Annotated in this window: 11 protein-coding genes; 1 reads left to right on the top strand and 10 read right to left on the bottom strand. The window is 38.0% G+C overall.

Annotation, left to right across the window (positions count from 1 at the left end; all coding sequences use genetic code 11):
• Nucleotides 1-168: 168 nt before the first annotated feature.
• From I6F48_RS09685 to lrp, 9 genes are all read right to left on the bottom strand, one after another.
• Entirely contained in the window at nucleotides 169-813 is a 645-nt protein-coding gene (locus I6F48_RS09685; protein ID WP_197119320.1) for a DCL family protein, read from the bottom strand.
• Nucleotides 814-864: 51 nt separating this feature from the next.
• Complete coding sequence (locus I6F48_RS09680) at nucleotides 865-3,330, bottom strand: DEAD/DEAH box helicase family protein (protein WP_197119319.1); 2,466 nt, start codon at nucleotides 3,328-3,330, stop codon at nucleotides 865-867.
• Nucleotides 3,327-4,094, bottom strand: a complete 768-nt coding sequence (locus I6F48_RS09675; RefSeq protein WP_197119318.1) for a hypothetical protein — start codon at nucleotides 4,092-4,094, stop codon at nucleotides 3,327-3,329. The genes I6F48_RS09680 and I6F48_RS09675 overlap by 4 nt, the downstream gene beginning before the upstream one ends.
• 411 nt (nucleotides 4,095-4,505) lie before the next feature.
• Nucleotides 4,506-5,810 carry a serine--tRNA ligase gene (serS, locus tag I6F48_RS09670; RefSeq protein WP_165727845.1) on the bottom strand — a complete coding sequence of 435 codons (1,305 nt, stop codon included), beginning with the start codon at nucleotides 5,808-5,810 and terminating at the stop codon, nucleotides 4,506-4,508.
• A gap of 9 nt (nucleotides 5,811-5,819) precedes the next feature.
• The gene (crcB, locus tag I6F48_RS09665) at nucleotides 5,820-6,200 is read right to left on the bottom strand and encodes a fluoride efflux transporter CrcB (protein WP_021032117.1); all 381 of its coding nucleotides are present in this window, start codon (nucleotides 6,198-6,200) and stop codon (nucleotides 5,820-5,822) included.
• Nucleotides 6,193-7,536: a replication-associated recombination protein A gene (locus tag I6F48_RS09660; protein WP_197119317.1), complete on the bottom strand. Its 1,344-nt coding sequence runs from the start codon at nucleotides 7,534-7,536 to the stop codon at nucleotides 6,193-6,195. The genes crcB and I6F48_RS09660 overlap by 8 nt, the downstream gene beginning before the upstream one ends.
• Nucleotides 7,529-8,155: an outer membrane lipoprotein chaperone LolA gene (gene lolA / locus I6F48_RS09655; RefSeq protein ID WP_165727842.1), complete on the bottom strand. Its 627-nt coding sequence runs from the start codon at nucleotides 8,153-8,155 to the stop codon at nucleotides 7,529-7,531. Before lolA ends, I6F48_RS09660 begins: the two co-directional genes overlap by 8 nt.
• The gene (locus tag I6F48_RS09650) at nucleotides 8,152-10,650 is read right to left on the bottom strand and encodes a DNA translocase FtsK (RefSeq protein WP_197119316.1); all 2,499 of its coding nucleotides are present in this window, start codon (nucleotides 10,648-10,650) and stop codon (nucleotides 8,152-8,154) included. Before I6F48_RS09650 ends, lolA begins: the two co-directional genes overlap by 4 nt.
• A gap of 173 nt (nucleotides 10,651-10,823) precedes the next feature.
• Nucleotides 10,824-11,303 (bottom strand): leucine-responsive transcriptional regulator Lrp, encoded by a 480-nt coding sequence (gene lrp / locus I6F48_RS09645; RefSeq protein WP_007582985.1) that lies wholly within the window; start codon nucleotides 11,301-11,303, stop codon nucleotides 10,824-10,826.
• Between the two features lie 142 nt (nucleotides 11,304-11,445).
• On the opposite strand from lrp, the gene ald reads away from it, so the two are divergent.
• A complete protein-coding gene (gene ald, locus I6F48_RS09640; RefSeq protein ID WP_010552621.1) occupies nucleotides 11,446-12,567 on the top strand; it encodes an alanine dehydrogenase in 1,122 nt (373 codons plus the stop codon).
• Between the two features lie 119 nt (nucleotides 12,568-12,686).
• Here the strand turns inward: ald and pssA are convergent, their stop codons facing one another.
• Nucleotides 12,687-14,012, bottom strand: coding sequence for a CDP-diacylglycerol--serine O-phosphatidyltransferase (gene pssA, locus I6F48_RS09635; RefSeq protein WP_024590327.1), 1,326 nt, complete (start codon nucleotides 14,010-14,012; stop codon nucleotides 12,687-12,689).
• Nucleotides 14,013-14,280: the final 268 nt, after the last annotated feature.

Genomic DNA, 14,280 nt, shown 5'->3' with positions numbered 1-14,280 from the left:
TGTGTTACAACTGAGGAAAATATAGCGATATTAATCGGTGAGGAAGATGCAAAGCTTATGTTGCTGATACTGAATTAATTTGCATGAAATAATCAATAATAAAACTAATTGCAAAAAAACTGACCTCATTCTTTTGTTTAAATTCATTAAATTAGTGATCAATCAACTTTATTTTCGTAGGTTCGCACCTGCACTCCATAGCTCCAAATTAGAATTGCTACGATGATATTTTATCCATGATATTTTAATATTAAGGTTTTTAAGCTTACCTCTTTGGTCTTTATCTCCAGATAAAGGATTTTCAAGCTCTACTGATTCATACGTATTATTAGTTAATGTGAGAAATTCACTCAATAGTTCATCAAAACTAGGTTTCACATATGACACATGGCTATTTTTCAAATTAAGGGGTATTTTTAATATTGGGCAACAAGATCCCTTACTTATAGCCTTCACCTTAAAATCTTTTATAGTCTCTTTAACTGCTCGTCGAAAAGCCATAGATACTATCGATTTAATTGTAGCTGGGCGAACACAATGAACCCAACTAATATCAATTTTAGTACCATCGACTCTATGAATATATAAACATCGATTATTATTAAAGTCTCTTTCTACTTGAATATGCTTTATACCAAGACCTACTTTTTTATCGTGTCCATCATGGAGTTTAAAAAGTTCCTCAAAAAATAATTGGTCTTCTTTTTTTAGTACTTCGCTTGTTTCATAAGCATTAATTCTTCGACGAATTTCATCCGTTGCTGCTTTTTTTGTTCTAAACTGAAAAGATCCAAATATAATCGATTTTGCCACAAAATTTTCCTCATGCATTATAAAATTAGAAAGACGCAATTCTGTAATTACCTATATAGGTAAGTATTTATTCACTTCAAACTGCATTAGATCATCCTGCCTTAATAAATAGTCTTTAAACTCAGTATTAGCTTTAACATGACCTAAATGGTCAATTTCAATATTTTGAAGTTGCTTATCATTTTCCAGTTTGTGAATCAGTGAACCACTCAAACCCAATTTAGTAAACTCAGTATTTCTTTTAGTGCTAGTTCCATAAATAAATTTATTATATTCGTCTTCGGTAATTAATTCTAACTCTTCAAGAAGTGAAACGTATTGGTTTAATGTATACGAAACAAAGTCACTCTCGATTTTCAGCTTGACTAATGCAAGATTAACTAACTCTTTTTGACTCTTATTACTTAAATTTAAATAAACTAATCTACCTGAGGTATTCGCATTGCCAGTGTCTTTCGCAACTTCACCATAAGAGGGACCAATGTAAAACTCTCTGCCACTTTTTTTATCTTTAATCGAATAAAAGTATTTAACGATGCTATTAATATGCTCCTTCAATGTAAACATGTGTATATTATTCACAAATGCATTATAAAAATTTCTAGCTTTTTCATTTTTCAATCGTGCAACAGATAGCTCTAAAAACTCATCATCTAGATCTTCAATGAAAACGTGAAAAACTTTAGTGATCACATCAATTTCAGACCAATTTCCCAAGCTAACTAACCTATCTTTCCGCTCTCTAATTAACTCTATTACAGCATCTGGATTCCGATATACAGAAAAAAGTCCGGCTTCAATGAAAGCTGCCCTAAATTTATTTTCAGGGATATGCGAAAGGTTCACTAAGAACTCTTCCCTTTCTTTAATTTCAGTAGCTCTATTTAGTACCTTTTCTTCCTTAAGTCTACCCTCAATACTTGTGGTGTTTTCTATAAACTCTTCGTGTTTTTCAAAATTATATGATTTAAGCGTAGGGTTTTTGATCTCATCAGGGAAAAAACGAGATTTAAGCAATTCAATTTTTTTACTCATATTGCTATTTTTGCGATTGAAATGTTCAGTGTTTACAAAATGAACTTTAGGAATTAATTTATTTAATGAATGCTCTGAGCCACTAAATACTTCATTTAGCCTATTTACTCGGCCAATTAAATTTGTCAGTTCTTTACCCTTTAATGAGAACGTATTCATTATGTACAAATTATCTACTGGTAAATTCACTCCTTCCAATATTACTGAGTTTGCAACTATATATTTTAATTCATTAATCGTTTTAAATTTATATTCTAAGTACTCTTTTACTAAATCAGGTAATTTTCCATGGAGGTATAAAAGACCTTTTTTTACATAATCGACGCAGTAAAAATCATCGTGTACGTTTTTAGATAATATTTTAGATAGAGCTTTAAGTTCATCATTTTCTGCATAATGTAACTCTTCAGAAAGCATAAATGTTAACTCTTCAACTTTCTTTGGGGTTCTTAAATATAGGAAGTTTTTATTACATTTATTTCTTAGAATATAATCCAGGAAAGTACCTTGCTCACCAATTGGATAGAAGTCATTTAGAAATCTATTATATAGGTAACTATTACCATCTAACCTGTACTCAAATATATCGGGCTCTTTAATATTTAACTCTATTTTTCTTTCATATATTTCTTGTCTATCGTCTGTTTGCAAATTATTGCTATCAGTGATCAATGGGGAAAAATAAAATACTTTCGAATTTGTATTTCTAATTTTATTTTTTCTAATTAGACGACTTAATAGAATGCTTCTGCTGGATGAGTCAAATAGATTATGAGCTTCATCAATGATAAGGGCGTCAAAAAATATCGCATAATTTTTGAGTAAGCGAAGTGCTCTTTCTTGTGTAAATACTGCAATAAATTCATCTTCGTTGTCATACATTTCATCGTGAAAAATCACTTTCTCTTTTGTAAATGCTTGGCTTACCATTCTATAAGTTTGTGTAAGAAGTGATTTAGTCGGTACAATAATTGCGATTTTATTAAGATTTAAATTTTCAATAACATCTATGATTAATGAACTTTTACCGAATGATGTAGGAGCAATATAAGAATTATCCTGTTCTTCAGTTGAAATCATCTCTTTTCGGAATTTATTTTGTTCAAATGTCTCAGTAATATCCTGATATTTAAATCTTTCAAGTTGGTTATCAATTAGAAAAGATTGTAAATTATTTTGTGAAATAAGTTTATTATCAATTATGTACTGCGATATTGGATAGAAGCCAAAACTTGTACTTAAATCAAACAAAGGAGTGTAGTCGTTAGTTTTAAGACTATATTTTAGGATAATGAAGTAACTAAACTCAAAATTTGTACTTGTCCTTTTATCTTTAGAGTATTCTTTTAAAAATGTAATTGCGCAACTCAAAAGATAAGAATATTCATAAGAAGATAACTCCTCTTCTTTTGTAAGTTTCATAAATAACATTAAAAAATATTCGTCTTTACCTAACCATGACAAGCTAATCGATACACTCATAATGGTAACTCCAAATATTCAATAAACTTATCACTACTATTCTTAGTTATACATATCATTCTTGTTGTTTTTGCTTTAATACCAGTTAAAAACTCTATATCAAGATTTAATATATCCGTCGAAAATCCATCATCCCAAACACCATCTAAAAAGATAGTTGAACATGGGATGATATTAAACTCATCTACTTCTCTAAATTCTCCAGAATCAAATAAGTCAGAAAGGGCTTTAATTTTTTTCCGAATAGTCCCCTTGCATTGAACATCTATATGGCTTGCATGGTTATAAGCATTTTTCCAAGGATTGTTTGTACCTTTTTTACTCGTTCCTTCAACATTTGTTTTAACGTCATCATAAGCTTTTTTTATCTTCGATTTGTGGCTTATATTCTTCGTTGAAGATTTTCCTGATTTACTTTCTACAATATACTCTTCATTGTCTTTAGAAAAATAACCATCAAATCCCTTTTTAATAGACCCTTCTTCAAGGTTAAAAAATAAAAACTCTTGTTTGAAGCCGTTTTCATTTAAATACAAATGTACAAAAAATTCAGCAATAGCCCCTAAGATAGTTCTTTCATCTTTTGTTGATAAAAATTTTAAGAAGTTTTTCTTAACTTGGATTACAGTGCTGTCAGACTCTCCTTCACAAATCCCTACAATGCGACTATCTAATAACTTTATTTTATCATCAGTTAATAATTTAAAATCAATCACATGTAGTTCAATATCACCTGTAATATTTCTAATTTCAGCTTCTAGCATGTCAATTCCATTTGCAATTTTAGTATCGTCTTAATTTAATCACACATTCCATGCTATCAGGTTGATTTAAAATAATATAGAGAATACATATTGGTAATAAATAAAAATTAGTTTAGTTACTTAAAGCTCTAATTTAAAAGATATTTATCATGCTTTATCTAATTATTGATATAGATACCTTAAAACACATCTAAACAAGCCTTTTATGCACAACACCATCTATTAGGCAAAACTGATAAAAAGGACAGCGCATAACTTTGGCAAATAACTGTAACGCGCTAAAACACGCCCTACATATTAGCTGAACCTTTTTACTTTTAACCTAAAACAAAAAAGCCGCTGTTCATTACAAACAGCGGCTTTCGTATTAAGATTTACAAGCTTAAAGCTTGCTTAACTTAAACTTGATTTTTATTGTTTACCAATCACTTCCAATCCACCCATGTATGGGCGTAATGCTTCTGGTACTACTACTGTGCCATCGGCTTGTTGGTAGTTTTCTAGTATGGCTACGAGTGTACGACCCACTGCTAAGCCTGAACCATTTAGTGTATGTAGTAACTCTGGCTTTTTAACACCTTCACGGCGAAAACGTGCTTGCATTCTACGCGCCTGAAAATCAGCCATGTTTGAACATGATGAAATTTCGCGGTATGTGTCTTGCGCAGGTAGCCATACTTCTAAATCGTATGTTTTAGCTGAGCCAAAGCCCATGTCGCCCATACATAAAATTACTTTACGGTACGGAAGCTCTAGCGCTTGTAGTATTTGCTCTGCGTGACCTGTTAACTCTTCAAGTGTTGCCATTGAGTCTTCTGGTTTTACAAGCTGTACAAGTTCAACTTTATCAAACTGGTGCTGACGAATTAAGCCTCGAGTATCGCGGCCATAGCTGCCTGCTTCGCTTCTAAAACATGGAGTGTGGGCAACTAATCGAATTGGTAAATCGCTTTCGTCGTAAATTTCGTCGCGGGCGCTGTTTGTAAGCGGTACTTCTGCTGTAGGAATTAAGCTAAAGCCGGCTTGTTGTTCACCATCGTCGTTCACAAGGCCTAATGTGTGGAACAAATCGCCCGCAAATTTAGGTAATTGGCTCGTGCCGTAAAGGCTTGCGCTATTAACTAAGTACGGTACATACATTTCGGTGTAGCCGTTTTTGTCTGCGTGTGTATCTAGCATAAATTGCGTTAGTGCACGGTGCATACGCGCTACTTGACCGCGCATTACGGTAAAACGTGCGCCACTAATTTTAACGCCCATTTCAAAGTCTAAACCGTTTAGGTCTTGCCCTACATCTACGTGATCTTTAACTTCAAAATCGAATTTTTTAGGTGTTCCCCACGTTAAAATTTCAACGTTGTCGTCTTCGTCTTTACCCGCTGGTACTGACTCGTCTGGCAAGTTAGGAATTGCTAAAGCAATGTCGTTAATTGCGGCTAATACTTCATCTTGCTCAGTTTTAGCAGCGTCTAGCTCGCTACCTAAGTTAGCTACTGCATCAAGTAATGGCTGCGCGTCTTCGCCTTTTGCTTTGGCTTGACCAATTGCTTTAGCGCTTGCATTACGTTGACTTTGAAGTTCTTGCGTTTTTACTTGTAATGTTTTGCGTTTTTCTTCAAGTGCCGTTACCGTCGCTACATCGAGTTCGTAACCGCGAGCTGCTAAACGTGCTGCAGTTTGTTCGATGTCTTGACGTAAAAATTTAGAATCTAACATGTTAGTTTTTTAACCTTTTTGCATTACTAGCTGAAGGCCCAGCCAAGCCATAAAAATACACACCATCACGTTTAAGATGATATTGAGGGCCATTTTAATAAAGTGACCTTGTTGTAATAACAACAACGAGTCCATTGAGAATGTTGAAAAGGTGGTTAATGCACCTAAAAAGCCAATACCGATAAGGGTTTTGGCGGGGCTAGCGGTGATAATTTCTTTATCTATCAAACCGTACAAAATGCCCATTAACAATGAACCCAGAATATTAACCGTCAACGTGCCAAAAGGGAATCCCCTACCGAGGAGTTTTAGCATGCTTTCGCTAATAAAAAACCGTAAACACGCACCTGAGGCTCCGCCAAGGGCGATCATCATATAAAGTTTAATCATTTTCGTACCGTTTAAGTGGGCTTTGCGCATCGCGCTCTTTTAGGTAGTCGAGTTTTTGTTTAATTTTTTGCTCAAGTCCGCGATCGCTCGGTAAGTAATATTCTTTGCCTTCCATTTCAGGTGGTAAATATTTTTCACCTGCGGCAAATGCGCCTTCTTCATTGTGCGCATAGCGATATTCAGCGCCGTAACCTAGGTCTTTCATTAAGTTAGTCGGTGCATTACGCAGGTGCTCTGGCACTGGGTAACTTGGCTCGTTTTGAGCATCTGCTTTGGCTTGATTAAACGCCATATACACCGCATTACTTTTAGGTGCGCTAGCTAAATACAATGTGGCTTGTGCAATAGCGCGCTCACCTTCGCCTGGGCCTACTCGCTGAAATATATCCCACGCATTTAAGGCCACTTCCATCGCACGCGGATCGGCGTTACCTATATCCTCTGTTGCAATGGCAAGTAAACGCCTTGCTACATACAAAGGGTCGCCGCCACCGGCTAAAATTCGGCAATACCAATACAGCGCACCATCAGGAGAGCTACCACGTACTGATTTATGAAAGGCTGATATTAAATCGTAAAATTCATCGCCGCCTTTATCATATTTAGCTAAATGAGTAGGTAACACTTGGCTAAGTACGTGCTCATCTACGTTGTATTGACCGTTTTGCTCGGTAGTTAAATCAACTGCTTGTTCAAGTAAATTAAGTACTTTACGCGCATCGCCGCCACTTGCTTGGCACAGTGCCTTTTTAGCGTTGTCGGCAATAGTGATGTGTTTTTGGCTTAGCTGCTCGTCTTGTTTAAGTGCACGTTCTATTACGGTGTATAAGTCGGTATCGGCAAGCGATTTTAAAACATACACACGCGCACGCGACAATATAGCGTTGTTAAGGGCAAACGAGGGGTTTTCGGTGGTAGCACCTACAAATATAAAGGTACCGTCTTCTATGTGCGGTAAAAAAGCATCTTGCTGGGATTTATTAAAGCGGTGAACCTCGTCAACAAACATAAGGGTGCGTTGGCCACGGCTTTCTAGGTTATCGCGCGCTTGCGTTACACTGTCACGTATATCTTTTACGCCTGCGGTTACCGCCGACATTTGAATAAGTGAGGCATCTGCATGGTTGGCAATTATTTGCGCAAGTGTTGTTTTACCTACACCCGGCGGGCCCCATAAAATTAAACTATGGCAGCGCCCCGCTACAATGGCTTGATGCAATGGTTTGTCAGCACTTAATAAATGCTGTTGACCAATGTACTCGTCAAGTGTTGTAGGGCGCATACGCGCGGCAAGTGGGCGTACATCAGGCCCAAAGTTAAATCCTAAATTACTCACCGTTACTCTGATCGTCTATTTCAACACCTTCAGGAGGCGTAAATTCAAAAGTGCTTTTATCAAGCTGTGTATTAACTTGTGCATCGTTAAACGTAAATGACGATAGCTGCCCTGAGTTGTCGGTAACTACTAATTTAGCAAGGCCTTGTTCGTTATCTGCAAACGCTATATCAAGTTGTTCTACTTGGCTTTCTACGCCTTTATTTGGCGTTACGCTAAAGCCTGTATTTGTTGCAAGTACGCTGTATTTTTCCCACTGTGCTGGGTCTTTAGATGTAAGTAGCACAAATGGTGTTGAGTCGATTAGGCTGCTGGTTTTCATAATCGTTACTTGCTCAGCAAAGCTGTCGAAGTAATATGTTTTATCGCCGTTTGATACAAATAATGTGTCGTCTGGGTTTGTTTGCTGCCAGCGGATCATCATTGGCTGTTGAAGGGCTATTGTGCCCTCGCCTTGCATCACTGCTTGGCCTTCTTTGTCTGTTACTTTTTGTGCAAACTGCGCTTTAAAGCTTTTTAAAGTCGCTAATTGGTCTTGTAATGCTTGGCTGTCGTCAGCAAAGCTTGGTGCGGCAAGTACGCTGCCTAACACTAATAATAAGGCGTTAACTTTTTTCATGAATTTGCTCCATTAGGTACTAATACATCGCGAGCGCCGTTATGACCTGGTGAACTCACGATACCCGATGTTTCCATTTGTTCTACTAAACGTGCTGCGCGGTTATAGCCAACACGTAATTTACGTTGCACTGACGACACCGATACTTTGCCTGTTTCGATTACAAACGACACGGCTTCATCGTATAGCGGATCGTTTTCTTCGTCTGCGTTTTCGCTTGCTTCACCTGGTAATAAAATATCCTCGCTTGCATCGCCATTGAGTATTTCATCAACGTAATTTGGTTTTGCACGCGCTTTCCAATCGTTTACTACGGCATGTACTTCATGGTCGTCTACAAACGCGCCATGCACACGCTCTGGTACGCTAGTACCTGGTGGTAAATAAAGCATGTCGCCCATACCCAGCAGGTTTTCGGCGCCTTGTTGATCAAGTATGGTGCGCGAATCTATTTTACTTGATACCTGAAACGCCATACGTGTTGGTATATTTGCTTTAATTAAACCTGTAATTACATCAACCGATGGGCGCTGAGTTGCCAGTATTAAGTGAATACCAGCCGCACGTGCTTTTTGGGCAATACGTGCAATAAGTTCTTCTACTTTTTTACCTACAATCATCATCATGTCGGCAAATTCGTCAATTACTACAACAATACTTGGTAATTTACCTAGCTCGTCTGGGCCTTCTTTCATGCCATCTGTGTCTTTAAATAATGGATCAAGAATTGGGTAACCCGCTTCTTTGGCTTCAAGCACTTTTTGGTTGTAACCTTTTAAGTTACGTACACCTAATGCTGACATTAATTTATAACGGCGTTCCATTTCGCCTACACACCAACGCAGTGCGTTAGCCGCTTCTTTCATGTCGGTAACTACTTCACACAATAAGTGCGGAATACCTTCGTATACTGAAAGCTCAAGCATTTTAGGGTCAATCATGATCATACGTACATCGTCAGGGCCCGATTTGTACAACAAGCTTACTATCATGACATTAACGCCCACTGATTTACCTGAACCAGTTGTACCTGCTACTAATAAGTGTGGCATTTTACCAAGGTCAGCACATACAGGCTGACCGGCAATATCTTTACCTAACACCATGGTAAGTGGTGACGGGTTTTGCTCAAATTTAGGCGCGTTTATTACCTCTGACAAGCGTACTATTTCGCGGTGTTTGTTAGGAAGCTCAATACCTACATACGTTTTACCCGGTATAACTTCTACAACACGCACACTAATAGCCGAAAGCGAACGCGCTAAATCTTTAGCTAAACCTGTAATTTTAGATACTTTAATTCCGGGTGCTAAATCTAGCTCAAAACGTGTAACAACTGGCCCTGGGTATACAGCAACAACTTTAGCTTGAACGTTAAAGTCGAGTAGTTTTGTCTCTACTAAGCGCGATACGGTGTCGAGTTCTTCTTGCGAAATAGGGTTTTTAGCTTTATCCGGTCTGTCGAGTAAATCAAGCGACGGTAATGGCCCCGGTGGTGGCTCTTGCGTTAGTAATTGCTCAAACTTTTCTTTAGCCGTTGGCGGCGGTTGATACGCAGGTTTTGCTTTAGGCATTGGCCTAGCTGGCGATACAACCGTGGTAACTGGTTTTTCTGGCTCTATTACGGGGCTTTGGTCTAGCGCATTTAATGCAGCTTCTGTATCCATTGGCTCGTCGTCTATGGCGCTAAAGCCAATCTCTTGATCGAGTATGTCGTCAAGCTCATCAAACGGCATAAAGTCGTCACTAATTTGTGGCTCGCTAAATGGCGTTTGCGGTTTATTAATTGCTTTTTGTTTCTCTGCTTTTTTAGCTGATGTAGGCAGCTCTATTTGCTCTTTTATATCGTCTTCAAAATGGGCGTCTATTTCATCGTAATTATTTGCTTTGCCCGCAGCGTGTTCTCGGTGCATCCAACCTTTTGCGTACGATACAATAAAGCGGTAAAACCTAACCATTAAATCGCCAAGGTAATCTACAAAATCAACCCACGATACACCCGTTAATAAGGTAAGCCCGGCAAAAAAGAAACACAGCAATAATATAGATGTACCGGTAAAGTTAAATGCAGGCATCATCGCTGATGCAATAACATCGCCCACTACCCCACCAGAGGAAAAGTTATAAATATCGTCAAAATTGATACTACTAATAGCGGTAGCTGAGGTGATAAACAAAGCAAAACCAATAACACGCAGCGCTAAGGTGGTGTAATCAAGCTGTAAAATGCGGTGAGGTTGTTTAAATAGCAAGTAGCCAAATAGCTGAATGGCCGCTGGCACTAAGTAAGCCAACCAACCAAAGGTGAGTAATAAAATGTCGGCTATCCATGCACCGGCTGCTCCTGTGATATTGCTAACTTCGCTAAAACTAGTTTGCGACCATGCAGCATCTGCTGGATCAAAGCTGATTAAGGCACATAAAATAAATATTGCCGTAAAGGTGCTGATAATCAGCCCAGTTTCTAATAGTCTTTGCACACCGTTTAGGCGCATAGTTCCCTATTCCTCTTTATTATTCTATTTTTATTCACACTTACTTAGCAGTGAAATACCTTAGCAGGAAATGCAATTTGTTGCACTTTATCTTAACCTTGATGGCCTGATTATGAACAAGTTTTTATAATTTGAGCTGATATAAGCAAATGACGCAGCTAATATAAATAACCTTAAGTAATATAAGGACGAATAATTACGCCTTCTTCACCTTTTACTTCTTCCATCACTACATAAGTTCGGCTTTCACTAACGTTAGGCAATTTTAATAATATGTCACCTAATACACCACGGTATTCTGACATATCATTTACGCGCGTTTTAAGTAAAAAATCAAAATTACCCGATACTAAATGACATTCGATAATTTCTTCGTGCTTTTTAACGGCCGCACTAAACTCATCAAATACGTCGGGAGATGTTTTAGTAATTGTTACTTCTACATACACCGATAAACCTTGCCCAAGCTTAGCTGGATCGACCACTGCTTTATAGCCAAGTATGTAGCCTTCTCGTTCTAGCTTTTTCACTCGCTCCAGACAGGGCGTGGCGCTTAGGCCAACTCGTCTGGCCAGTTCAACATTTGACAAGCGTCCATCGTGCTGTAATTCCATTAAAATTTTACGGTCAATTCTATCTAATAACTGATGCATAGTACCAACTAGTTTTTTGTGCTGTTTATTTTTGTTATATAGATGATAACACTAGATTTGACTTTAAAAAAGGTGAGACACACGGGCTTATGATGAATATAATAGTGAAAAATGTTAATCCGTTCTTAATAAGGCAAATGATATGATTATTGGTGTTCCTAAAGAAATTAAAAACCATGAATACCGTGTAGGTATGGTTCCTGCGAGTGTTCGTGAATTAGTAAACCACGGTCATCAAGTGATTGTAGAAACTGATGCAGGCATGGGTATTGGTTTTACTAACGAAGATTACACGCTAGCGGGTGCTGAGATTTTAGCAACTGCTGCTGACGTTTTCGCTAAAGCTGACATGATTGTAAAAGTAAAAGAGCCACAAGCTGTTGAACGTGCAATGTTACGTGAAGACCAAATTCTTTTCACTTACTTACACCTTGCACCTGATCTTCCACAAACTGAAGACCTTGTAAAAAGCAAAGCTATTTGTATTGCATACGAAACTGTAACTGACTCTCGCGGTGGTTTACCACTTCTTGCTCCTATGAGCGAAGTTGCTGGTCGTATGTCTATTCAAGCTGGTGCACAAGCGCTAGAAAAATCTAACCACGGTCGTGGCATGCTACTAGGTGGCGTACCAGGCGTTGAAGCAGCTAAAGTTGTTATCATTGGCGGCGGCATGGTTGGTCGTAGTGCAGCGCAAATGGCTGTTGGTCTTGGTGCTGAAGTTGTCGTTCTTGACCGTAACATCGACGTATTACGTGCACTAGACGCGCAATTTGGTAATAAAGTTAAAGCTATTTACTCAACTGCTGATGCTCTAGAAAAACACGTACTAGAAGCTGATTTAGTAATTGGTGGCGTACTAATCCCAGGTGCAGCTGCACCTAAACTAGTAACTGCTGAGCACATTAAAGCAATGAAACCTGGTTCTGCAATTGTTGACGTTGCAATCGACCAAGGTGGCTGTATTGCTACTTCTAAAGCAACTACGCATGCTGATCCTACTTTCATCGTTGATGAAGTTGTTCACTACTGTGTTGCTAACATGCCAGGTGCTGTTCCACGCACATCTACGTTTGCACTTAACAATGCAACATTGCCTTTCATCATTAACCTTGCAAACAAAGGTTATAAAAAGGCGCTACTAGATGACGCTCACTTCTTAAAAGGCTTAAACGTAATTAAAGGCCAAGTAACTTACAAAGAAGTAGCAGAAGCGTTCAACATGGAATATGTTGACCCACGCACAGCGGTAGAAAACGCATAATTTAGCGTTTTGTAGTTAGGTTGGTATTAAGTAATGTAGCTACCTAACTACAACCCATAAAAAAAGCAGCTAATTAGCTGCTTTTTTTGTATTTAAATTTCAGATTTATATAAACTTATTTAGATAAAACGCTTAATTATAAAATCTACTTTTACGCGCTTAGCTTGGCCAAGTAGTTTTTTAACTGGCTGCGGGTAATCATCCATCGTTTCTAAATCATCTGGGCCTGTTAAACGTCGGCAGTGTTGTAAAATTTCCTGCTTTTCGTTATCAATAGCATCCATAATTGTTTGCTCTGGATCTTCTATTAAAATACCGTTTTCAATATCAAGACCCCATGCACGCGGATTTAAGTTATGCCCGCTCAGTAAATGTTTTGTTCTATCTGAACAAATACCTTTTAAATGAAACGAATTGCTTTCATCTTTCCACAGATACACATTTAAATTACCGTTATCGATATGGCGCTTTTGCGTTTTTACAAACTTATGCAAAATAGTTTCGTATAAATAAGGTAATGCCCCTATTTTACTAAACGGCTCGCTTGGCGGTAAATAAAAGTCATTTGCTGTTTTATCGCCTACAACAATAGTCACTTGCTTGCCTTGCTTTAATAATCGGCGCAGTGATCGCATAAGCGGTGCCGGAAAATTAAAGTATGGCGTATACAATACAAGTTCTTGCTCTGTTGTATCAAATAACGCTTTTATTAAACGATTTAACTCGTTATTGCGACGCCCAAGCCCTAAAAATAAGCGAATACCTAATGCTTGCGTATTTAGCTGCTCTGCTGCGTTATAACTTGCGACTTTTAAATCGCGCATTAACTGCTTTTGATCAAGCTTAAAGTCGTGCAAACGCTTAAGCGGTCGCGTGTCTATACGCGGCACAGCCACTGAACTAAGCAGCTTTGTTTCAATAAAATCAACCACTGAGTCACACAGTTCGCTCTGCGTTATTAAAAAGTAACGATCGAGCCTGTAGCGCTCGTTGTATTGCAAGTACACGTTGTTTAAGCTTGCACCGCTGTAAAGTAATGTGTCGTCAATTACAAAACCTTTTAAATGCAGTACACCAAAAAGCTCTTTAGCTTTTACAGGTACGCCATACACTTGTACATTCGATTTAAACTTTTCTAAATCGTCACAGTATAAGCTTGCGTTGCCGTCTGATTTATCTGCGCCAATTAAACCACGTTGCGCACGATGAAAATCCACCAGCACTTTTACCTCAAGTGCCGGGTTTGCCAATGACACACGATGCAGCGCTTCTAAAATTTCGCGACCTGCTTCGTCATCTTGTAAATACAACGCCGTAATATAAATTCGTTTTTTTGCGTTCGCTATCAAGCGTAGCAATTGCGTTCGGTAATCTTGCGCATTGGTTAAGACGTTAACGTCTTTTGAAGTCAACCCGAATGCGGGTTTTTCCTGCCAAAATAACATAGTTGCCTATTTGCTTAGGTCACATAATCTATCAGTGACAAATAAAATTAGGTAAAACATAACAAAAAAAATCAAAGGGGTCATGAAATAACGCTGTTTTGTTGCCTGTTAGTCTATTTATTGAGCTACTTAGGCATTTTAACTGTAAAAGCACAGAGCTCTAGTACACAATACTGCACAGCTTTTCGATTTGATAAAAAAAATAATCACGGATTTTGTTTACATCTGCCTTGTTTTTCTTAGAATCGAGCGCATTAAAGACCGTATT

Origin of the sequence: Pseudoalteromonas sp. SWYJ118 (assembly GCF_015864505.1) — a bacterium.
In the GTDB taxonomy this organism is placed as follows: domain Bacteria; phylum Pseudomonadota; class Gammaproteobacteria; order Enterobacterales; family Alteromonadaceae; genus Pseudoalteromonas; species Pseudoalteromonas arctica.
This window is presented reverse-complemented; position numbering and strand designations above follow the sequence as displayed.